The organism is Pseudorhizobium banfieldiae, from assembly GCF_000967425.1.
GTDB classification, from domain to species: Bacteria; Pseudomonadota; Alphaproteobacteria; order Rhizobiales; family Rhizobiaceae; genus Neorhizobium; species Neorhizobium banfieldiae.
In genome coordinates this window covers 773,600-795,656 of record NZ_FO082820.1, presented here as the reverse complement: position 1 = coordinate 795,656, position 22,057 = coordinate 773,600, and the positions used below count along the sequence as shown (strand labels likewise).

At 63.4% G+C, this 22,057-nt stretch carries 20 protein-coding genes; 9 read left to right on the top strand and 11 right to left on the bottom strand.

Annotation, left to right across the window (positions count from 1 at the left end; all coding sequences use genetic code 11):
* The first annotated feature begins 64 nt into the window (after positions 1-64).
* Entirely contained in the window at positions 65-2,023 is a 1,959-nt protein-coding gene (locus NT26_RS03730) for a methyl-accepting chemotaxis protein (RefSeq protein WP_052637427.1), read from the top strand.
* A gap of 70 nt (positions 2,024-2,093) precedes the next feature.
* On the opposite strand, the gene NT26_RS03725 is transcribed toward NT26_RS03730, so the two are convergent.
* From NT26_RS03725 to NT26_RS03715, 3 genes are read right to left on the bottom strand one after another with little or no spacing between them, the layout of a single operon-like run.
* Positions 2,094-3,740 carry a cisplatin damage response ATP-dependent DNA ligase gene (locus NT26_RS03725; RefSeq protein WP_052637426.1) on the bottom strand — a complete coding sequence of 549 codons (1,647 nt, stop codon included), beginning with the start codon at positions 3,738-3,740 and terminating at the stop codon, positions 2,094-2,096.
* Entirely contained in the window at positions 3,740-4,750 is a 1,011-nt protein-coding gene (locus NT26_RS03720; protein ID WP_052637425.1) for a ligase-associated DNA damage response exonuclease, read from the bottom strand. The genes NT26_RS03725 and NT26_RS03720 overlap by 1 nt, the downstream gene beginning before the upstream one ends.
* Positions 4,751-4,804: 54 nt before the next feature.
* Positions 4,805-6,310 (bottom strand): diguanylate cyclase domain-containing protein, encoded by a 1,506-nt coding sequence (locus NT26_RS03715; protein ID WP_052637424.1) that lies wholly within the window; start codon positions 6,308-6,310, stop codon positions 4,805-4,807.
* A 179-nt stretch (positions 6,311-6,489) separates the two neighbouring features.
* On the opposite strand from NT26_RS03715, the gene NT26_RS03710 reads away from it, so the two are divergent.
* Both NT26_RS03710 and NT26_RS03705 read left to right on the top strand, forming a co-directional pair.
* On the top strand, positions 6,490-7,863 hold the full coding sequence (locus tag NT26_RS03710) for a TIGR03808 family TAT-translocated repetitive protein (protein WP_052637423.1): 1,374 nt from the start codon (positions 6,490-6,492) through the stop codon (positions 7,861-7,863).
* A 96-nt stretch (positions 7,864-7,959) separates the two neighbouring features.
* A complete protein-coding gene (locus NT26_RS03705) occupies positions 7,960-8,619 on the top strand; it encodes a glutathione S-transferase family protein (RefSeq protein ID WP_052637422.1) in 660 nt (219 codons plus the stop codon).
* Here the strand turns inward: NT26_RS03705 and NT26_RS03700 are convergent.
* Entirely contained in the window at positions 8,579-9,511 is a 933-nt protein-coding gene (locus tag NT26_RS03700) for a LysR substrate-binding domain-containing protein (RefSeq protein WP_052637421.1), read from the bottom strand. The genes NT26_RS03705 and NT26_RS03700 overlap by 41 nt on opposite strands.
* Positions 9,512-9,609: 98 nt before the next feature.
* On the opposite strand from NT26_RS03700, the gene NT26_RS03695 reads away from it, so the two are divergent.
* A complete protein-coding gene (locus NT26_RS03695; RefSeq protein ID WP_052637420.1) occupies positions 9,610-9,813 on the top strand; it encodes a hypothetical protein in 204 nt (67 codons plus the stop codon).
* Positions 9,814-9,815: 2 nt separating this feature from the next.
* Here NT26_RS03695 and NT26_RS03690 read toward each other — a convergent pair whose 3' ends face one another.
* Positions 9,816-10,439, bottom strand: coding sequence for a glutathione S-transferase family protein (locus tag NT26_RS03690; protein WP_052637419.1), 624 nt, complete (start codon positions 10,437-10,439; stop codon positions 9,816-9,818).
* A gap of 89 nt (positions 10,440-10,528) precedes the next feature.
* Positions 10,529-11,536 carry an asparaginase gene (locus NT26_RS03685; protein ID WP_052637418.1) on the bottom strand — a complete coding sequence of 336 codons (1,008 nt, stop codon included), beginning with the start codon at positions 11,534-11,536 and terminating at the stop codon, positions 10,529-10,531.
* 70 nt (positions 11,537-11,606) lie between these two features.
* Here NT26_RS03685 and NT26_RS03680 point away from each other — a divergent pair, with 70 nt between their 5' ends.
* Positions 11,607-12,344: a DUF3750 domain-containing protein gene (locus tag NT26_RS03680; RefSeq protein WP_052637417.1), complete on the top strand. Its 738-nt coding sequence runs from the start codon at positions 11,607-11,609 to the stop codon at positions 12,342-12,344.
* A 63-nt stretch (positions 12,345-12,407) separates the two neighbouring features.
* Here NT26_RS03680 and NT26_RS22140 read toward each other — a convergent pair whose 3' ends face one another.
* The 3 genes from NT26_RS22140 to NT26_RS03670 form a co-directional block, all read right to left on the bottom strand.
* On the bottom strand, positions 12,408-12,554 hold the full coding sequence (locus NT26_RS22140; RefSeq protein ID WP_065814511.1) for a DUF1127 domain-containing protein: 147 nt from the start codon (positions 12,552-12,554) through the stop codon (positions 12,408-12,410).
* A gap of 488 nt (positions 12,555-13,042) precedes the next feature.
* The gene (locus NT26_RS03675; protein WP_052637416.1) at positions 13,043-14,044 is read right to left on the bottom strand and encodes an NAD(P)H-quinone oxidoreductase; all 1,002 of its coding nucleotides are present in this window, start codon (positions 14,042-14,044) and stop codon (positions 13,043-13,045) included.
* A 79-nt stretch (positions 14,045-14,123) separates the two neighbouring features.
* A complete protein-coding gene (locus NT26_RS03670) occupies positions 14,124-15,929 on the bottom strand; it encodes a bifunctional diguanylate cyclase/phosphodiesterase (protein ID WP_052637415.1) in 1,806 nt (601 codons plus the stop codon).
* A gap of 215 nt (positions 15,930-16,144) precedes the next feature.
* On the opposite strand from NT26_RS03670, the gene betI reads away from it, so the two are divergent.
* From betI to betA, 3 genes are read left to right on the top strand one after another with little or no spacing between them, the layout of a single operon-like run.
* The gene (betI, locus tag NT26_RS03665; RefSeq protein ID WP_052637414.1) at positions 16,145-16,744 is read left to right on the top strand and encodes a transcriptional regulator BetI; all 600 of its coding nucleotides are present in this window, start codon (positions 16,145-16,147) and stop codon (positions 16,742-16,744) included.
* A 29-nt stretch (positions 16,745-16,773) separates the two neighbouring features.
* Complete coding sequence (gene betB / locus NT26_RS03660; RefSeq protein ID WP_052637413.1) at positions 16,774-18,237, top strand: betaine-aldehyde dehydrogenase; 1,464 nt, start codon at positions 16,774-16,776, stop codon at positions 18,235-18,237.
* A 10-nt stretch (positions 18,238-18,247) separates the two neighbouring features.
* Entirely contained in the window at positions 18,248-19,900 is a 1,653-nt protein-coding gene (betA, locus tag NT26_RS03655) for a choline dehydrogenase (RefSeq protein ID WP_052637412.1), read from the top strand.
* 4 nt (positions 19,901-19,904) lie between these two features.
* On the opposite strand, the gene NT26_RS03650 is transcribed toward betA, so the two are convergent.
* Both NT26_RS03650 and NT26_RS03645 read right to left on the bottom strand, forming a co-directional pair.
* Positions 19,905-20,375 carry a DUF6644 family protein gene (locus NT26_RS03650; protein WP_052637411.1) on the bottom strand — a complete coding sequence of 157 codons (471 nt, stop codon included), beginning with the start codon at positions 20,373-20,375 and terminating at the stop codon, positions 19,905-19,907.
* 10 nt (positions 20,376-20,385) lie between these two features.
* A complete protein-coding gene (locus tag NT26_RS03645) occupies positions 20,386-20,769 on the bottom strand; it encodes a DUF6152 family protein (protein WP_052637410.1) in 384 nt (127 codons plus the stop codon).
* A 247-nt stretch (positions 20,770-21,016) separates the two neighbouring features.
* Here NT26_RS03645 and NT26_RS03640 point away from each other — a divergent pair, with 247 nt between their 5' ends.
* On the top strand, positions 21,017-22,054 hold the full coding sequence (locus NT26_RS03640; RefSeq protein WP_052637409.1) for a LacI family DNA-binding transcriptional regulator: 1,038 nt from the start codon (positions 21,017-21,019) through the stop codon (positions 22,052-22,054).
* Positions 22,055-22,057: the final 3 nt, after the last annotated feature.

The following is a 22,057-nucleotide window of genomic DNA, read 5'->3' as shown; positions in this document are numbered from 1 at the left end:
GCATCGATCGAGGCAAACTGCGATCGCAGCGTCCTTGAGCCCTCTCGCCCTGAACGGACCTCCCATGACACGACCCAAAGTTAAGACCGCCCTTGCAGGAATCCTGATTCTGATCGGCATTTCCTTCGGGCTCTTCGCGACCTTTGCCCTCAACCGGATCGGTGCGATCAATGCACACCTCGAAGAAATCGCCACGGACAACATGCCCACCGCTATCACGGTGAAGGACATGGAGGTTCAGCTTGGCAGCATACGGACAGCGTATCGTAGCCACATTCTCCGGTCCGATGCGGAGGGCAAGGCTGCCGCCGCCAAGGCAGTCGAAACGGCGACCGCCAAGCTCAAGGAAGACATCACCAAGTTCAACACCCTCAACCCGTCGAGGGAGGAGAGCGAGATCGTTGTGAAGCTCGGGCAAGCGGTCGACGAGTACAACGCGGTCGGTGCCACCGTCTTTGCTTCCTCTCTGGCTGGGCACATCGACGAAGCAAACCGGATCCTTCGCGATGAGATGGTCAAGAGCGCCAATGCGGCAACCGAAAGCGCGGAGCGGCTCGTGGCGATCAGCAACAGTGATACCACTGAAGCCTATGCCAACGCCCAATCCGCCTATTCGACCACGTTGACCGTTGCCTTCGTGGCCATCGGCGTGCTCGCAGCCGTCATCGCCGCTGCCATCTGGTTCGCCATCACCGGCATTGCGCGTCCGATCCAGACGATCACCGGCTCGATGAACACTCTCGCCAGGGGCGATGCCGACACGGCAATTCCATATGCCGGCCGCACCGACGAGATCGGCGAGATGGCGGCAGCCGTCGAGGTGTTCCGCACGAATGCACTGGAGAACCGCCGGCTCGAGCAGGAGGCGAATGCCCAGCGCTCGCAGTCGGAAGAACAGCGCCGCCGCACGGCCGAGCAGGAGCGCATTCGCGCCGAAGCCATGGCACAGGCAACCACGGGCTTGGCCGATGGCTTGAAGCAGCTTTCCGCCGGCAATCTCGGCGTCCAGCTGACGCAATCCTTCGCCGAGGAATTCGAAGGCCTGCGCGAGGACTTTAACCGCTCGGTCATGCAACTTCGCGAAACCATGACGGCAGTGGCGGAATCCACCAGCTCGATCGACAGCGGATCGCGCGAGATCAGCCAGAGCGCCGAGGACCTGTCGAAGCGCACCGAACAGCAGGCCGCCTCGCTGGAAGAGACGGCAGCAGCCCTCGACCAGATCACCACCAATGTCGCCAACTCCTCCAAGCGCGCCGAAGAGGCCCGTACGGTGGCGATCCAGGCGAACGAGAGCGCCCGCCATTCCGGCGCCGTCGTCGCCAATGCCGTCGATGCCATGGGCAAGATCGAGCAGTCATCGAGCCAGATCTCCAACATCATCGGCGTCATCGACGACATCGCCTTCCAGACCAACCTCCTGGCGCTCAACGCCGGCGTGGAAGCGGCGCGTGCCGGCGAAGCCGGCAAGGGCTTTGCCGTCGTCGCCCAGGAAGTCCGTGAACTGGCACAGCGTTCGGCAACCGCTGCCAAGGAGATCAAGGACCTGATCCGCAACTCCTCTGCCGAGGTCGGCAACGGCGTGAAGCTGGTCAGCGACACCGGCGAAGCCCTGAAGACGATCGAAAGCTATATCGTCACCATCAACCAGCACATGGACGCGATCGCCACGTCGGCCCGCGAACAATCGGTCGGCTTGTCGGAGGTCAACACCGCCGTCAACCAGATGGACCAGGTGACCCAGCAGAACGCCGCCATGGTGGAAGAGGCCAATGCGGCCGGTGCCACCCTCGCCAACGAGGCAAGCCGCCTACGCGGCCTGATCGGCCAGTTCCAGCTTGGCGGCGCGGCCTCCTACCAGCCGGCATCGCATCGGGCACCGGCACCGGTGGCCAAGGCCGGAGCCAAGTCCGCCCCGGTCGCCTCGCCCGCCCGCAGCATGATGGGCAAGATCGCCAATGCCTTCTCGGCCAAGGGCTCCGCTGCCGTCGCCGTCAGCAACGACAGCTGGGAAGAGTTCTGAGGCGACCTGATCTCATGGTTGAACGAAACAAGGGCGGGTGGCGCAAGCTGCTCGCCCTCTTCTTTTGAGGTTACGACTGCGGCATACTCGCATCGATCATCGCGGTCAGAGTCGACAGCCGGTCGGCATCGCGGGGCAGCTTGTCCATGCGCAGGCGCGAAATGCGAGGAAACCGCATCGCGACGCCGGACTTGTGGCGGGTGGAGCGGTTGATGCCCTCGAAGGCGACCTCCAGCACGAAGCCGAAATCCGGCTCTGCCCGCACCGCTCGGACAGGACCGAAGCGCTCCACCGTGTTGTCACGCACGAACTTGTCTAGCACTTCGAGCTCAGCATCGGTGAAGCCGAAATAGGCCTTGCCCACGGGCACAAGCTGCTCGCCATCCGGGCTCTCGGCCCAGACGCCGAAGGTGAAGTCGGAATAGTAGCTCGACCGCTTGCCGTGGCCGCGCTGGGCATAGAGCATCACCGCATCGATATTGTAGGGATCGCGCTTCCACTTGAACCACGGCCCCTTCAGCCGACCGGCCTGGTAGGCGCTGTCCTTGCGCTTGATCATGACACCCTCGATCACCGGATCGGGTGGATCTACCCGAAGGCGGTCGAGTTCCTGCCAGTCGGAGAAGTCGACGAGATCGGACAAGTCGAAGCGGTCGTGTGGGGCCTTTTCGATGACCTCTCCCAGCCGCTCGCGGCGCTCGAAGAAGGTGCGGGCACGGATGTCCTCATCGCCCTGAAACAGCAGGTCGTAGGCCCGCACGAAGGCGGGGTAGTCGTCCAACATCCGGCTCGTCACCGTCTTGCGGTTCAGCCGCTGCTGGAGATCGGAGAAGGTGCGGGTCGGGCTGTTGGAGCGCATGGTACCGCCAACAAGCAGTTCGCCGTCCACGACGCCTTCGAAGTTGATCGAGTCGACGATGTCCGGGAAGGCACCAGTGATGTCGTCGCCGGAGCGGGAGTAGAGCTTCTTCGTGCCGCCATAGCTCGACATCTGGATGCGGATGCCGTCCCACTTCCATTCGGCAGCATAGGCTTCCGGGTCGAGCTTCTCGAGATCGCCCTCCTCCACCGGGTTGGCCAGCATGACCGAGTGAAAGATCGCCGGCGTGGCCAGCACCGGCTTATCCGCCCGGCCCTCGAGCCATGCGAAAAGCGGCTCGTAGGGCGGATCCAGGCCGTGCCACAAGGTTTCGATTTCGGTGACGTCCTTCTGGCTCTCCCCTGGGCCGCTCATGTCCGACAGCGCCTGCTTGGCGAGCCGGGCGGAGACGCCGATGCGAAGCGCCCCGGTGGCGAGCTTCAGGAAGGCGAAGCGGCTGGAGGGATCGAGATGGTCGAGCAGGTCGCGGACGGCGGCGCGCACTTCGGTCCGGCCGAGCGAATTCATCATCATGACGACTTCGCCGAGCCGCGGCTGCTCCTCGTCGGTCGTGTCGTCCTTCTCGCCGCCATCCCAAACGAGCGCGATGGTTTCGGCGAGGTCGCCGACGTAATCGTAGGAATACTGGAAGAGGACCGGATCGAGCTTTTCCAGCACCAGTTCGCGCAGGAGCGCCGGCTTGATGTTCCTCAGGTCAAGCGTACCGGCCAGTGCCGCGAGGCCATAGCCGCGGTCCGGATCGGGCGTGTCGCGAAAGTAGTCGGCCAGCAGCTTCAGCTTGCCGTTGCGCGATGGGGTCAGGACCAAGCGGTCGAGGAGGTTGGAGAAGGCCTTCATCAGTCTCCCTCGTCCTCATAGCCGACGAGGTGCAGCGGGCGGGCCGGGATGCCCTGCAACTCGCACCAGCGCACCAGCGCCTCCTCCCGGCCGTGCGTCACCCACACCTCGGAAGGTCCGACCTCCCTGATGGTCTCCAGGAGCTCGGGCCAGTCGCAGTGGTCGGAGATCACCAGGGGCAGTTCCACCCCGCCCTGCTTGGCGCGCTGGCGCACCATCATCCAGCCGGAGGCGAAGGCGATCAGCGGCTCGTTGAAGCGCCGCGCCCAGCGATCCTGGAATGCCGACGGCGGACCGACGACGACAGCGCCCTTGAAGGCATCGGGATCCTTCTTCTCCAGCGTCGCGGGCCGGATGTCGCCCAATTCGATGCCCTGTTCGCGATAGTAGTCGCAGAGCCTCCCCAGCGCCCCGTGGATATAGATCGGCTCGTGGTAGCCGCAGTCCCGGATCAGACGGATGACACGCTGCGCCTTGCCGAGCGCATAGGCGCCGATCATGTGGCTGCGCTCGGGAAACTGCTTCAGCGAGGTGAGCAGCTTGCCGATTTCTCCCTTCGGGTCGGGATGGTGGAAGACCGGCAGACCAAAGGTGGCCTCGGTGATGAAGACGTCGCAGGCGACGGGCTCGAAGGAGGCGCAGGTCGGGTCGGTGCCGCGTTTGTAGTCGCCGGAGACGTTGATCCTCAGGCCATCCTTCTGGATGAGGATCTGCGCGGAGCCCAGGACATGGCCAGCGGGGTGGAAGCAGACGGTAACGCCGTCCACCTCGACGCGCTCGCCGAACTCCACCGCCTGTTCTGATCCGCAGAAGTCTTCGCCATAGCGGATGCGCATGATGTCGAGCGTCTGGCGGGTGGCCAGCACCTTGCCATGACCGGCGCGGGCATGGTCGGAATGGCCATGGGTGATCAGCGCCCGCTCGACGGGCCGCACCGGATCGACATGGAAGCGGCCGATGGGGCAGAACAGCCCGGCCGGGGTCGGATGAAGCAGCGCCTCTGGTTTCATTCCCTCAAAGATAGTGCGCGACAGGCGACTGCAAAGATCGTCTCGATGTCGCCGTCAGTCGCCGGCAGGAGCACAGGTCCAGACCTGCAGGCGATCACGGCCGTCGATCTTGGCGCCGTACATGGCGCGGTCCGCCCGTGCCAACAGCGCCTCGGGGGTGTCTCCATCCTCCGGATAGAATGCAGCCCCCATGCTGCAGGTGACTTGGACTTCTTCGGACTCGAACATGACGGGTGCCGAGATGACGGCCCGCAGCTCGTCCATCCGCCGAACCACGCCCTCTTCCCCCTGGCCGAGGAGGGAGAAGACGATGGCAAACTCGTCCCCACCGAGCCGGACTATCAGGTCGTTGGCGCGGATGCAGCGTGGCAGGCGTTCGGCGATCGTCTTCAGCACCTCGTCCCCGGCTGCGTGACCCAGCCGGTCGTTGATCTGCTTGAAATTGTCGAGATCGATGTAGGCCACCGCGACCTTGCGTTTTTCGCGGCGCGCCTCGGCAAGAATATGGTTGAACTGGATCCAGAAGAGCGCCCGGTTCGGAAGACCTGTCAGGGCGTCATGATGCGCCATGTAGCGAATGCGCTCCTCCGCACGCATCCGTTCGATGGCGATCCCGGCAATGTCGGTCGCCATGGCGGTCAGTTCGAGCTCAAGCTCCGTCGGCTCGCGCACAGAACCGGAATAGAGAGCGAAGGTGCCGAGAACCCTTCTATCCGGGCCAATGATCGGCGTGGACCAGCAGGACCGGAAACCGAACTGCTGCGGCAGTTCGCGATACTCTTCCCAGAGCGGGTCTTCGAGGGCATTGCTGACGATGACCGGCTCGCGCCGCCAGGCGGCCGTGCCGCAGGAGCCGGCATGCGGGCCGATCTGGAGACCGTCGATCTTACGGACATAGGCTTCCGGAAGGCTCGAGGACGCCCCATGCCGCAGCCGGTCGGTTCCTTCATCGAGGAGCAGCACCGAGGCAACCACGTCGTCCAGTTCCTCTTCAACCAGATCGACGAGAGAAAGCAGGACCTTGTCGAGCGGCTGGCCGCGCGCGATCATTTCGAGGAGGCGCGCATGGCCGCGCCGCAGATCCTCCTGCCGCTTGCGCTCAGTGATGTCGCGGGAGATACCGATCAGCCCGACGATACGGCCCGCAGCGTCCCGCAGCGGGGTCTTTGTCGACTGGAGCCAGCAGGACTGGCCGCCGAACGCAAGGCGATGCTCGACATTGGTCATTGCCTCGCCAAGCGACATCATTCTCTGCTCGGCGAGAAAGAGCTCCTCCGCGACCTCCCGCTCGAAGAGATCGAAATCCGTCTTGCCGAGCAATTCCACGGGATGGGCGATGTTGTTGGCGCGGGCGGTGGCGTCGTTCGCCAGCACGAAGCGGCTGCGGCGATCCTTGACGTAGATGAGCTCAGGAAACTGGTCGACGAGGGAGCAGGCGTCCAGCCGGTCGAGAATCGCGAACGTATCCGCCAGTTCCGCATCCGTAACGACCGTCAGCAGCCGCTGGCGGAGGCTCTCGAGAGTGACCGAGGTATCCTGCGAATGCGCGCTTCTTGACATTGGACTGTGCATCCGATGTCTCTCCCAAACCGCTTGCTAATATGAACGCCCCAACGTCAGCGATAGACTGCAGGACAAATCCTTAATCTTCTTTAATATTATCGTAACAATTGTTCATCTCGCCAATCGAATTCAACCGTAGGCGCAAATAAGCAGATTCTTACTCTCCGGAGATGCGGATGATTTCCAGACGAACGCTTTTGCTTGGACTGTCTTCGGCGAGTTGTACCGTTCTGCTGAGCGCGGGGAGCGGACGAGCAGCCCCTGCCATGTCGCTGACCGATCTGCGCGGCGCGATCGATGCGGGAGCCGCGGGATTGAGGTCGGGTGGCGGCGAAGAGCAGACCCGGAAGTTGCGGGAGCTGATCGCGCAGGCGAGCCAGGCTGACCAGTGGGTGTTCCTGCCGCCGGGCCGCTACGAGGTGAACGATCTGGCGCTGCCGGACCGGACCCGCCTGATGGGCATTGCCGGCGCCACGACCCTCGCACTTGGCGGCGGTGGTCCATTCATCCGCAGCGAACCGGGTGCGCGGCGCATAGAACTGGACGGCATCAAGTTCGACGGGGCCGGACGACCTCTGCCTGACCATGTGCCTGCCCTACTGCACCTGCGCGACGTGGCTGACCTGACGATGGAAAAATGCGCGGTGGAGGGCAGCAGCAAGACGGCCCTGCAGCTGGAGCGCTGCGGCGGCGCCCTGAAGGGTAACCGTATCTCCGGAATCGACGAATACGGGCTCTATGCGATCGACAGCATCGGCCTCGCGATCCGGGAAAACCTCCTGTCCGGCTGCGGCAATGGGGGCATTCTCGTTCACCGCAGGGAGAAGGGAGAGGACGGCACGATCGTTTCCGGCAACCGCATCACCCGGACCGGCGCAAGCTATGGCGGCACCGGTCAGTTCGGCAATGCCATCAACCTCTACCGCGCCGACGGCGTAATCGTATCGAGCAATCACATCTCCGACAGTGCTTTCACGGCCATTCGGGCGAACGCCGCTTCCAACGTCCAGATCTCCGACAATCACTGCCTGCGATCAGGCGAGACGGCGATCTATTCCGAGTTCGGCTTCGAGGGAGCGCTGGTCACCGGCAATCTGGTGGATGGAGCGGCGAACGGCATCAACATCGCCAATTTCAACGAGGGTGGACGGCTGGCGATCGTTTCCAGCAACATCATCCGCAACATCTCGCTGGTTGGTCCCTACGAACACGACAGCGTCGGCTTCGGGATCGGCATCGGCGTCGAGGCCGACACGGTGGTTTCCGGCAATGTCCTCGAGAACGTTCCGCGTTTCGCCATGCTGGTCGGCTGGGGTCCCTACCTGCGCAACGTCTCCATAACCGACAACATCGTCCGTCAGGCGCGAATCGGCTGCGCCGTGTCGGTCGTGGAAGATGCGGGCAGCGCCCTCGTCAGCGACAATATCTTCGATGGCGTGGAAGACGGCGCCATCCTCGGCTTCCGCTGGCATGACCGTGCCACGGGCGAACTGCTTGGTGGCGAGGAGCGCTTTGCGCACCTGACGATCGAGGGCAATCGCCGGGCCTGACCGATCGAAACAATTCATGGCGCCATAACGCCGACCGGTCTTCCGTTCAGCCACCTGCCCCCGTAGCGTGGCGCAGCTTTTCCCAGGAGGACGTAAATGCTGACGATCTACGGAGTCTATCGCTCCCGTGCCACCCGGCCGCTCTGGCTCATCGAGGAACTTGGTCTTGCCTTCCGGCACGTGCCGGTGATCCAGGCCTATCGGCTGGCCGATGCTTCCGCGGCCGGGGCACCGATGAACACCCGCTCCCCCGAGTTCCTGGCCATCAACCCGATGGGTTCGATCCCGTCGATGGACGATGACGGCTTCGTGCTGCACGAATCACTCGCAATCACGCTCTACCTTGCGAAGAAGCATGGCGGCGCGCTCGGACCGAAGGACCTGCAGGAGGATGCCCGAATGGTGCAATGGGCGCTGTTCGGCGCCACCAGCATCGAGGAGGACGCGCTCGACATCCAGATGGCCATCGGCAAGGGCGCGATGGAGACCGAGGAAGGCCGCGCGAAGATCGCCGCCTCCGCCGCCATGCTCGAACGCCCCTTCGACGTCTTGGAGGCTCATCTCAAGGCCAGCCCCTTCATGGTCGGCGGGCGCTTCACCGCCGCCGACATCCTCGTGGCGGAGGTCGTGCGCTACGCGCAGGGCCATGCACCCCTGTTCGAGGCGCGGCCAGCACTGAAGGGCTGGCTCGAAACCTGCCAGGCGAGGCCCGCCTTCAAAGCGATGTGGGAGAAGCGACTGCAGGAGCCGGCGTGACGACCTCCCGGTCGAGCGCCTGCATCTCTGCCCGCAGCCAGTCGGCAAAGGCACGCACCTTCGCGGGCTGACGGACACTTGCACGGGTCACGAGGTAGTGGCCCATGCCTGTCGCTGCCTCCAGGGCAAACGGCTTCACCAGACGCCCCTGCTCAAGGGCAAAGCTTGCCAGCGTCTGCCAGGCGAGCATTACCCCCTGCCCCGCCATGGTCGCGTCGAGGCAGAGCGAGGCGTCGTTGAAGACGTGCCGCGTCGTCATCCTGCGGCCTGCGAGACCCGCCTGCTGCAGCCAGACGTCCCAGGAAAAGGCCGAGGGGCCATCGATGATCGCCGGGAGCCGGAGAACGTCGGCCGGCGCCCTCAGGTCTGCGGCCAGGGCCGGCGCGCAGACGGGGAAAACCCGCTGCTCCATCAGCAGTTCAGCATCGACGCCCGGCCATACGCCACGCCCGACCCGGATGGCGAGGTCGACATCTCCGCCGTCCAGATCGGCAAGCGCCGTCGTCGCCTCGATGCGCAGGCGTATCAACGGGTGCAAGCGGGAGAAGCTGTCCAGCCGGTGGACGAGGAAGCGCGCCGCGAAGACCGGTGCAACGGACACCGTCAGAAGATTGTCGTCAGCCGGCCGCGCGAGTGCCACGCCCTGAGAAAGTGCGTGAAACCCTTCCGTCAGCCGGGCGAGCATCGGCCGTGCGGCATCGAACGGAACCATGCCCTTCGGCTGACGCAGGAACACCGAACGTCCCAATTGCGCTTCTGCCTTGATGACCTGCTGGCTGACTGCACCGATGGTGACGCCCATCTCCTCAGCAGCCGCCTGCAGCGATCCGAGACGGGCGACGGCCTCAACGGCCCTCAGGCCGTTCAGATGCAGCATGTTCAGGTTCTTCATATAGATTTTCTACAGCAGAGTGCTGAAGAACTCAATTGAATGGGCCTGCTCCAATCTGCATCATAAGCGGGAAAGCATGTATTGCCGGGAGGCACGCTATGCGCGATCTACAGATTATCTCCAGCGCCCTCGACTGGCTCAGGTCCGCCGAGGAAGCTTCTGCCGAGGGGCTCGACGTGCTCCGTCATCCTGACCTTGTCCGTATGTCGGAGCGTCAACTGGCCGACCTGCCCTTTCTGAGGCACCCCGAAACTCGGTCCCACGGCATCGGCGATGCATTGAAACTCACACGCTGCGCCTGAGTTCAGGCCGGGCGCTCGATGGAAAGCGCCTTCTGGACGGCGGGGCGCTCCATCATTCGGCGATAGTGGTCGGCAACCTTGGGAAACTCTTCCCTCCCGATTCCGAGGCCTTCGAGCCAGTCGGCCATGGTGAAGAGGTAAGGGTCGGCGACCGAATAGGCCTCGCCCAAAACCCAGGGGCCTGTCAGGAAGTCGTTTTCAACCATGCCGAAGTACATGCGCATGTTCGGCGCGACCTTCCGCTTCATGGCATCGAGCGCCTCCTGCCCATCCGCCCAGCGATAGCCGCGCTTGTTATGGGCATAGGCCACGTGCAGCGATGAGGCGATGAAACTGTTGAAGCCCTGCATCTGGGCGAATTCGAAGGGATCGTCGAGCGGCGCGAGCTTTGCGTCAGGTGCCGACTGGGCGATGAAGGCGAGGATCGCCGGACTTTCGATCAGCGTGCCTTTCTCCGTTACCAGCGCCGGCACGCGGCCGTTCGGATTATGCTTCAGGTATTCCGGCGAACGCTGCTCGTTCTCGGCGAAATTCACTCGACGCACCTCGTAGGGAAGGCCGGACTCCGCCAGCGCGATGTGGCTGGCGAGCGAGCAGGCATTGGGCGAGTAGAACAGCGTGTACATGACGATTTCCTCCATCGGTGATGTCGGTGATCTGGCGTCGGCGGCGCCTCTATCAAGTCCTGATCGTGACGGCAGTTGGCACCGACGGGTCAGGCGAACAGGGCATCGGTGACACGGATGTCGCCGACATGGATGCCGTTCCAGTTCCTCATCGACTTATTGGCCATGGCCATGAGCGTCTGGTGCGTCTCGCTGGCCTTGTCGAAGTGGCGGGCGATCAGGGCGAAGATCATCGCCTCGGCGGCGCGCGTCGTACCGTCTTCGCATTTCACCGCCATCGCCAGGCCCTGCTCGGGAAGTGCTGCGACGAATACGCCCTCGGCACCCGTCTTGGCAAAGATCTTGCCCGGAGCGACCTGCATCAGCTTCGTGCAGGCACGCTTGGTGCCGGCAACATAGAAGGGCTCCGCCATGCAAGCCTCCATCAGCCGCCGCGAGGCCTTTGCCCGGATGGGCTCCAGCCCCTGCCCCGTCACCATCTTGGCGAAGCCGTGCGCGAGGCCACGAAGCGGAATGGCGTAGCTCGGGATCGAGCAGCCATCGATGCCGCAATTGTCATGGCCGAGGGCGGCACCCGTCAGACTTTCCATCGTGGCGCGGATGTCGGCCTGCAGCGGATGGTCGTAGCCGACGTAGCCTTCAACCTCGTAGCCGACATGGGCGCAGGTGCAGACGAAGCCCGAATGCTTGCCGGAGCAGTTGTTGTGGAGTGCCGTCGGCCGGTCGCGGGTGCGCGCCTGGTGGATCAGGGTCGTCTGGTCGGAGGACCAGTGGGCGCCGCATTCCAGCGCGGAGGCATCGCGGCCGGCACGCTCCAGCATCGAGGCCGCGAGCGCCACGTGTTCATCCTCGCCGGAATGGGAAGCACAGGCCAGCGCCAGTTGCCGATCGGCGAAGCCATAGGCGTCCGCGGCACCACTCTCGACAAGGGGCAGAGCTTGCATGGCCTTGCAGGCCGAACGGAGGAAGACGCCGCTTTCGACATCCCCGAAGGCGAACACCGTCTTGCCGTCACCGTCTACCACAATGCCCATGCCGCGATGGCGGCTTTCGACGAGCTTGCCTCGAGTGACTTCGACGGTAACGGGGTTTTGCATTGGTCTGCCCTGAAATTGCTGGTTTCAATCGGTCATAGCCGACCGCGATACGACTTGCACGAGGTCTTGCATGAAATACCTGAAGCGGCTGCTTCTCATCATCTTCATCGTCTACCTGCTGCCGACCTTTGCTTCGGCAGGTTGGTGGGCAATCCAGGATCGCCCGGGCCGCTGGAGCGAAGCACGCTGGTCGTCTGCCGGGATCCTGCCGGAAGCAGGGGCGAGCGACGAGGCAGCGATCTACGTCTTCTCGGCGACGACCGGCGGGCTGAAGGGCGCGGTCTCCAGCCATGCATGGATCGTCACCAAGGAGAAGGGTGCCGACAGCTATACGCGCTACGACAAAGTCGGCTGGGGATCGCCGATCCGGCGCAATCACCGGCCGGCGGACGCGTACTGGTATTCAAACATGCCACAGGTCGTGAAAGCGGTGACGGGTGTCGAAGCGGAATTGCTGATCCCGAAGGTGGAGGGCGCGATCGCCGCCTACCCCTATGCGGAGCCCGGCGGCTACAAGATCTTTCCGGGGCCGAACTCCAACACGTTCGTCGCCTTCGTGCTGCGCAGCGTGCCCGAACTGGCAGCCGTCCTGCCGCCGCATGCGGTCGGGCGGGACTACCTGCCGGATGGCGATTTCGTGCATCTGGATGCGGACTGGCGGGACGTCCATCTGACGCTCGGCGGCCTTCTCGGCCTCTCGGCCGGGGCCCGCAGCGGCTTCGAACTGCATTTCCTGGGACTGGTCGCCGGGCTGGACATTGCCAATCCAGGGATCAAGGTTCCGGCGCTCGGACGGATCGGTCTCTGACCCTCCATAAATGCAAAACGCCCGCTTTGGGCGGGCGTTCACATCCGGCAAGCCTCGCCGCGATTAGAGGCCGGCAGCCTGGCGGGCGACGCGATGGATATCGCACTGCGAAATACCGAGGTCGCTGAGGTCGCGCGGGGTCATCCGGCTCAGTTCAGCTACGGTACGGCGGTACTGGCGCCAGTTGTTGAAGCTGCGTGCTATGTTCATGATAATTCCCCCTTTCACTGGGCTTCGAAGCCCGGCGCCGTGCTTGGCGCTCCGTCCTGCTTCGATGTCCCGTAGATAGGTTCGCGGAACGCGCATGAGTAGCACCCAAATGTCAGCTCACGCATGCGTGAGATGCATAGGTAGAACGGCAGCTTTCTCGTCGAAACGGCGGAAACGAAAAAGGGCCGCGCACGGCGACCCTTCTCGTGAATTTGGTCCGTTCAACGAACCCGGACACGCGAGGCGCCCGAAGGAAGATGCGTTCAGGCCGAGGGCTGCCCCGTCATGACCATCACCTTTCCAAAGTCCGAAACGCAGACCGAAATCTCACTCGACATTGGATCACCTTCCTTTCATTACGTTGACGATGATCAAAAGGTAGGTGCTGCGTCGCATGTATGCAAGGCACGTTATGTGACAATGTTCGGATGTAATTGAGTTGAAGTCTCCCTGGCTTCGTCTAGCATTCACCAGCCTGCTGATTCACCCTATCGAAGATCGAGGATGATCTTTCCGATGTGACTGCTCGTCTCCATCAGCCGGTGGGCCTCCGCAACCTGATCGAACGGCAGGACCGTGTGGATCACCGGTGCGACCTTGCCCGCTTCCAGCAGTGGCCAGACCTGATCCCTCAACTCGTCGCGGATCGCGCGTTTTTCCTCAGCGGTGCGCGGGCGCATGGTGGAGCCGGTCACCGTCAGGCGCTTCACCATGATCGGCGACAGATTGGCCTTTTCGGCGACGGCGCCGCCGAGGAAGGCGATGATCGACAGGCATCCATCCCTGGCGAGCGCACTGAGGTTGCGGTTGAAGTAATCGGCCCCGATCATGTCAAGGATTGTGTCGACGCCCCTGCCCCCGGTTTCTGCCTTGATGACCTCGACGAAATCCTCTTCGCGATAGTTGATGGCACGCTTTGCGCCCAAATCTTCGCAGGCCCGGCATTTCTCCACCGAACCCGCCGTGGCATAGACTTCAGCGCCGAAGGCGCTGGCTAGCTGAATCGCAGTGGTGCCGATGCCGCTGGAACCGCCATGGATCAGGACGCTCTCGCCCTCGGTGAGACCGGCCATCTGGAAGAGATTGGCCCAGACCGTGAAGAAGGTTTCAGGCAGGGCTGCGGCCTTCACCGCATCATAGCTCTTCGGAAACGCGAGGACCTGGCCCGCCGGCAGGGCGCAATACTCGGCATAGCCGCCGCCGTTGGCGAGGCCGCAGACCCGATCGCCGATGGTGACATCGGTCACCCCCTCGCCGAGCGCCACCACCCGGCCCGCGACTTCCAGGCCCAGGATCGGGCTGGCATCCTTGGGCGGCGGATAATTGCCGCTGCGCTGGGCGACATCGGGACGGTTGACGCCTGCCGCCTCGACCTCGACCACCACTTCGCCGGCTCCAGGCTGCGGCACCGGGCCGTTTGCCAGCCTCATCACATCCGGGCCGCCGAAGCCCGTCAGTTCGACGTAACGCATTTCCTTGGACAGGGACATAGGGGCCTCCTCATCATGGCAGGAGATGGAGACTTAGGACGCGCCAGGGACGCTGGAAAGGCAAGTAGCCGTCGCGGTGTCAATTTGTCTCGCCGAAGGTGGCAAAGACGAGGCCCGAGGCTGCCTTCTTCGCCTGCGCCTTGACGAGCGCGATGCTGCCGGCGATGCTGCCGGCGTCGTCGAGCAGCAGGCCGGAGGGAAGCTCAAGGACGCCGATCGAACAACGCAGCAGGGGAAAATCACGCTCGTGCCCCTGACGGTCGCGGCCCCGGATACGGCCCGCCTCCTGTTCCTCGCGGGAATAGAGACCAACGACATCATCATGAAAATCACCCAGCAATCGTTCAAGGATTTCCGTCAATTCCGCACGAGTCCAGTTGCGAACGCCAATGAAGAAGTCGTCCCCGCCAATATGACCCAGAAAAAGCTCATCTGAGAAGAAGTAGCGGCGCAGCAGTGCGGCGAAGAGAGAGATCGCATGATCGCCGACATGAAAGCCGTAGAGGTCGTTGAACGGCTTGAAGTGATCGAAATCGCAATAGCAGAAGAACCGGGAGTCCTCCTCGTCGCGTCCGGATTCCAGTATAAAGTCACCGATCGCCCGGTTGCCGGGCAATCCGGTCAGCGGGTTCTGGTCCTGGGCGATCTTCAGCTGCTTCTCGCTCATGACCTTGATCAGCGAGGCGGCGGAAACGACGCCGGCATAGCGCATGTTTTCCGTTAGGATGACGCAGGCGCTGTTCTCCATGCTGGCAAATAGGCTCATCAGTTCCTCCGCATCGGCATCCAGCCCGATGATTGGCGCCATGTCGACGAAATGCGAGATCGTCCGCTCGTAGACCTTGTTCTTCAGGAGATCGCGGCCGAAGGGCTGATAGATGTATTCCTTCAGGTGGTATTCGTTGATGACCCCACGCGGCTCGCTATTGGCATTGAGGACGGGAAAGAAGGCTTGGCGGGGATTGCGGCGGAAGAGTTCGAAGACGCTGTCGATGCTCTCGTGCTCGAAGACAGCCGGCAGGGTCTCGATCTGCTTGCGGATCAATATTTCGTCGAGAGACTGGCTGGAGCGGCGGACACGGCCGATGTCCGCCAGATGCGAGAAGCCGGCCTGCAATTCATTCGGGAAAGTCGTAGGACGGGCGACGAAATAGCCCTGCACGAGGTCGACGCCGTACTCGCGGCAGGCCAGCAGTTCCCCTTCGGTCTCGATGCCCTCGCCGATGACGCGAATCCCGAGGACATGCGCGATTTGGACAATGTTCTTCACCAGATGGCGCTTGCGCGAACTGGTATCGATGCCGTCGATGAAGTGCCGGTCGATCTTGAGATAGTCGACCTGATAGTCGCACAGGAGCTTGATCTCAGCATGGCCGACGCCGAAATCGTCAATGGCCAGCTTGAAGCCCGCCTTGCGGAGCTTGTCGACGAGTGCCGCAAATTCCGGCACGCTGGTATTGTCAAACCGTTCGGACAGCTCGAAGCAGACGGAGGACGGCGGGATGTTCGACTTATTCAGGTGCTGGAGCAACCTGTCAATGACCTCTTCGCCATCCTTGATCAGACGGACGTCGAGATTAAGGAACAGCGTGGCGGAGGAGAAGTCCGGCAGGGTGGAGAACTTGGCTAGCGAGCGTGCGGCCATCATCTGCTCGAGGGCCAGGAGTTGGCCCGCCTCGGCGGCCTGATCGAGCAGTTCGACAGGAGAGGAGAAGCCGATACGGTCATGGCCGCGCATCAGCGTCTCGTAGCCGAAGACCGTTCCCGTCGCGACCTCGACGATCGGTTGGAAGGCGCTTTCCAGAACCAGCTTCGACAGCGTGAGAAGCTGGTCTCCCGCGTAACGCCTGAACACTGCAGGCTCGACGAGGGACGCCGAAGTCATCTTTTACTCCACGAACGCAAAAACTGAAACATGATCGGAAACTGTCTTTCAACCTGTAAAGAAAGCCTTTCCGGCCGATGAAGCTTTCATGAAAGTTCGACGACATTCCCGTGACATCGGATGCGGCAGACTTTCCTCTGTCGGGCTCTCCAGCGCCCAGGGTTGATTGATCAGTCAATCAAACCTAAACTGGCTCGAAACCGGAGATGCCTCACATGCCCCGTATCGGAATGGAGCCGCTGCGCCGCAAGGCGCTGGTAGACGCGACGCTGCGAGCCATTGGGCAGCACGGATCGCTCGACGTGACGATGTCGGACATCGCAAGGGAAGCCGGCGTTTCCCCCGCCCTTGCGCACCACTATTTCGGCAGCAAGCAGCAATTGCTGGTGGCGACGATCCGCAGCCTGCTGACGCGCCTGAGGGCTGATACCGTGACCGCGATGGAGCATCTCGACACGCCCCGCGAGCGGCTGTCGGCCATCATCCGCGTCTCCTTCCAGGCCGACCAGTTCGCCCCGGAAACGGTGGCCGCCTGGCTTGCCTTCTATGTGGAGGCGCAGCGGTCCGAGGAGGTGCGGCGGCTGCTGGTCATTTATTCGAGGCGCCTGCGCTCGAACCTCCTTCACAGCCTCGAACGCCTCTGCCCGCCTGATGATGCAGCCCGGATCGCCGAGGGCGTCGCGGCGATGATCGACGGGCTCTATATCCGGCAGAGCCTGCGTTCCGCCCCGATCGGCAGCACGGCGTCGATCGCGCTCACCGAAGACTATCTCGACCTGCAGCTTCGCCCCTTCCTGCCCGCGAAGCTTTCCTGACGATCGACGCCGCCCCCTAGGAGAAGAAGATGCGCGCACAGCCGGTAGCCAGCCATTTCATTGACGGCGAATACGTGGAAGACACAGCCGGGACCGTCATCGAGAGCGTCTATCCCGCGACGGGTGAAGTGATCGCCCGTTTGCATGCCGCGACGCCGGCAATCGTGGAGAAGGCTGTCGCCTCCGCCAGGCGGGCGCAGGTGGAGTGGGCCGCAATGAGCCCAACCGCGCGCGGTCGCGTGCTGAGGCGCGCGGCGGACATCATGCGCGAGCGCAACCGGGAACTGTCCGAACTGGAGACGCTGGATACCGGCAAGCCGATCCAGGAGACGATCGTAGCCGATCCGACGTCAGGGGCCGACAGCCTGGAATTCTTCGGCGGTATTGCCGCGACGGCGCTGAATGGGTCGCACATTCCGCTCGGCGGCGACTGGGCCTATACGAAGCGGGTGCCGCTCGGTGTCTGTGTCGGCATCGGCGCATGGAACTACCCGCAGCAGATCTGCTGCTGGAAGGCGGCGCCAGCGCTCGCGGCCGGCAATGTGATGGTATTCAAGCCATCGGAGACGACACCGCTCGGGGCGCTGAAGATCGCGGAGATTCTGATCGAGGCCGGCCTGCCCAAGGGGGTATTCAACGTCGTGCAGGGCGACCGTAAGACGGGGCCGCTCCTCGTCAGTCACCCGGACGTGGCCAAGATCTCGCTCACTGGTTCGGTGCCGACCGGCCGCAAGGTCGCCGCCGCAGCGGCCGGGCAGATGAAGCACGTGACGATGGAACTCGGCGGGAAGTCGCCGCTGATCGTCTTCGATGATGCCGACATCGACAGTGCCATCGGCGGCGCCATGCTCGGCAATTTCTATTCCACCGGCCAGGTCTGCTCCAACGGCACGCGCGTCTTCGTGCAGAAGCGGATCAAAGACCAGTTCCTGTCACACCTGAAGGAGCGGACAGAGAAGATCGTCATCGGCGACCCCATGGACGAGCGGACGCAGATGGGGCCGCTCGTTTCTCGCGAGCAGCGCGAGAAGGTTCTGGACTACGTCGAGAAGGGTAATGCCGAGGGAGCGACCCTCGTCACCGGCGGCGGCATTCCCAACGACGTTTCCGGCGAAGGCTTCTACGTCCAGCCGACCGTCTTTGCCGATGTCACCGACGGGATGACGATTGCGCGCGAGGAAATCTTCGGGCCCGTCATGTGCGTGCTGGACTTCGACGACGAGGCCGAGGTGATCAAGCGCGCCAATGCCACCGAGTTCGGCCTTTCCGGCGGCGTCTTCACCGCCGATCTCAGCCGCGCGCACCGCGTGGTGGACCAGTTGCAGGCGGGGACGCTCTGGATCAACACCTACAACCTCTGCCCGGTGGAAGTCCCGTTCGGCGGCTCGAAGCAGTCCGGCTTCGGGCGAGAGAACTCCGCCGCGGCGCTGGAGCACTACACGGAGTTGAAGACGGTCTACGTCGCCATGGGCCCGGTCGAGGCGCCCTACTGAGGAGATCGGGATGACCAGCGCAGACTTCGTTATCGTCGGTTCCGGCTCGGCAGGCTCAGCCATGGCCTACCGGCTCTCGGAGGACGGCAAGCATTCGGTGATCGTCATCGAGGCGGGCGGGTCCGACATCGGGCCCTTCATCCAGATGCCGGCGGCACTTGCCTGGCCGATGAGCATGAAGCGCTACAACTGGGGCTATCTCTCTGAGCCGGAACCCAACCTCAACAACCGCCGCATTACCGCGCCGCGCGGCAAGGTGCTCGGCGGGTCCTCCTCCATCAACGGGCTCGTCTATGTGCGCGGCCACTCCGAGGATTTCAACCGCTGGGAAGAGCTCGGCGCCCGCGGCTGGGACTATGCCGACGTGCTACCCTACTTCAAGCGCATGGAGCATAGCCACGGCGGCGAGGAAGGCTGGCGCGGCAAGGACGGTCCGCTGCATGTGCGCCGCGGCCCCTTCGTCAACCCGCTCTTCCACGCCTTCATCGAGGCGGGCAAGCAGGCGGGGTTCGAACTCACCGACGACTATAACGGTTCGAAGCAGGAAGGCTTCGGGCTGATGGAGCAGACCATCCACATGGGACGGCGCTGGTCAGCGGCCAACGCCTACCTCCGGCCGGCGCTCAGGCGACAGAACGTGCACCTGGTGCACGGATACGCCCAGCGGATCGTCATCGAGAACGGCAAGGCGGTCGGGGTGGAGATCGAGCGGCGCGGCGCTACCGAAGTGATCCGCGCCAACCGCGAGGTGATCATTGCCGCCTCCTCCTTCAACTCCCCAAAGCTCCTGATGCTGTCGGGAATCGGACCTGCGCAGCACCTGCGGGACATGGGGGTAGAGGTCGTGGCCGATAGGCCCGGTGTCGGGGAAAACCTGCAGGACCACATGGAATTTTACTTCCAGCAGGTCTCGAAGAAGCCGGTCTCGCTTTATTCGTGGCTTCCGTGGTTCTGGCAGGGCGTCGCCGGCGCCCAATGGCTTCTGTCAAAGGGCGGCCTCGGCGCTTCCAACCAGTTCGAAGCCTGCGCCTTCGTCCGCTCCGCCGCAGGGCTGAAGCAGCCGGACATCCAGTACCACTTCCTGCCGGTGGCGATTTCCTATGACGGCAGGGCCGCCGCCCGTAGCCACGGCTTCCAGGTGCATGTGGGCTACAACCTGTCTAAATCGCGCGGCAGCGTGACCTTGCGGTCGCCTGACCCGACCGCCGATCCGGTCATCCGCTTCAACTATATGAGCCACCCCGAGGACTGGCAGAAGTTCCGACACTGCGTGCGGCTGACCCGCGAGATCTTCGGCCAGCAGGCCTTCAACCCCTATCGCGGCCCGGAAATCCAGCCAGGCGAGGCGGTCCAGACGGACGATGAGATCGACGCCTTTCTGAGGGAACACCTGGAAAGCGCCTATCACCCCTGCGGTACCTGCCGGATGGGCGACCGGGATGATCCGCTGGCGGTGGTCGATCCGGAATGCCGGGTGATAGGCATCGACGGCCTGCGCGTGGCGGACAGCTCGATCTTCCCGCACATCACCTACGGCAACCTCAACGGCCCCTCGATCATGACAGGCGAGAAAGCTGCCGACCATATCCTCGGGAGACAGCCGCTGCCGCGCTCCAACCAGCAGCCGTGGGTCAATCCGCGGGCGGAGTTCAGCGACCGCTGATTGCTTAGATGAAACCAATCCACCGTCCGGCGATGATCGCCCCACCCCAGATCAGAATCGAGATCGCTGCCCCCACGCGCAGCACCTTTGTGGGATCCGCCCCTCGGGTAGTGGCGCGCCATGCCGGCGTGAGATGCACTGCAAGGATGTTGATCAGCCCAAGCGCGATCAATGCGAGCTTGGCGAGGAAGGCGGGATTGGCTGCGTATTCGCCAGGCCGCACGGAAAAGAGCCCGAGGCCTGTGAGCATGGCCAGGCCAAGACCTGTCGCCGCCACCCGCGAGAGATAGACCGCCGTCGGCGCGAGCGGCAGCATCCTTGCCAGGCCGAGGATGCGAAGGTCGAGCGACAGGATTGCACCAAAGAGGACGCCGATCGCCATGATATGCGCCGCATTCACCAGCAGATAGGAGGTTGGCGAGAGGATCAGAGCCCGCGCGGGAAAGGTCTGCGACAGCGGCTGGAGCCAATCCACGCGCCGAGCCTCAGTTGGTCTCGATCCGCTCCGGGTAGATGTCGTAGGTCTTGTTGCCGACCATGACCCGGACCGCCTTCATCCGCAGTTCCTCCCGGTCTCTCGACCGGTTGCCGATCAGGGTGACGGCGTCGCCCACATCCGCCACGCCTTCGACGAAACCGGACCGCTGGGTCTTGCCGGGGTTGCTGAGCTCCACCTTCCAGACCCCGCCGTCCGCCTGGACTTCCATCGACGGATGCGGAGGCGCGAAGGAAATCGCCGTGATCGTGCCGCTGAGCTCGATCTGCTCAGCCTCTGCCCAGGACCATCCGTGATGCGCCATGACCATCGTGCTGGCGAACGGGGTGAGCACGGCCGTCGCTATCGCTGCCCTCAAGAGAGTGCGTCTCATCGTCAATCCTCCTCGGTTCGCTTCGGATAGAGATGTCGCACATAGCTCTGAACGCCATAGGTCTCACTCGGAAGTGAACGCTTGCAGGCGTGGGGTAGAAGATGGCAGCGCCCGTCATGCCGAAGCGCGCCCACGTTATTCAGCGTACGGACCGGCGGCCTGGACTTGCCGACCAGTGGAAGAAGCTTAATTGCTTATCTCAGCCTGAAACGTGCCCGTGTCTCATTCTGACCAGCGGGAGGAGACAATGTCCCAACGCCGTGCCCGGTCGGAGAGAGTGACGCTACAAGATGTTGCCGATGTGCTCGGCGTCAGTCCGATCACGGTCTCAAGGGCGTTGCGGGAGCCCGAGAAGGTATCGGAGACGCTTCGCGAACGGATCATCGCGCAGGTCGACGAGATGGGCTATGTGCCGGACTTCGCGGCCAGGGCGCTGGCCAGCCGCCACAATGGCGTCATCGGCGTCCTCGCGCCCGCCCTGACCAGCCACGCCCACCTTGGCATCATGCGCGGCATCGAAGAGCGGGTCCGTACATCCAACCTGCGGATCCATTATGCGAATTCACGCTATGACCCGGAGGAGGAAGTCCGCCAGATCCGCCTCTTCCTCTCGCAGAATCCGGCCGGAATCCTTCTCTCCGGGCTTCAACAGCGGGAAGGAACGCTGGAACTCCTGAAGGCGGCATCCTGCCCTGTGGTGCAGATCGTCGATCTGCACCTTACGCCGAGTGGAATGGCCGTAGGCATCAACCATTGCGAAGCCGCCGCATCAGCAGTTCGACACCTGCTTGCCTGCGGCTATCGCCGGATCGGCCTCATCGGAGGAACGATCGACGTGCGGTCGGAGCGGCGCCATGAAGGCTATTGCCTAGCCATGCAGGATGCGGGCATCGCGGACCCGGCGCTCATCGCATCAGAGGAGGCGCCGACCAGTGTCCAGCTCGGCTGCCAGCTCCTGCAGCGCTTGAGGCGGCAGGCGCCGGAACTCGATTGCGTCTTCTGCCAGAACGACGACCTGGCGATGGGCGTCCTTTTCGAGGCGCAGCGGCTAGGTCTTCCAATCCCGGAATTCGGCATCTGCGGATATAACGACCTCGGATTTGCCGCCTTCAGCCACCCACCGCTGACAACCGTACGGGTGCCTCGCTTCGACATGGGTTATCGTGCGACCGACCTGGTGATCCGCGTCCTGAGTGGCGAACCTGCCCCGACCGACCCGATCGACCTGGGTTTCGAGGTGATGCCGCGAGGAACCACGCGCCCGCCTGACAAGCGAAGCGCGTGAAGG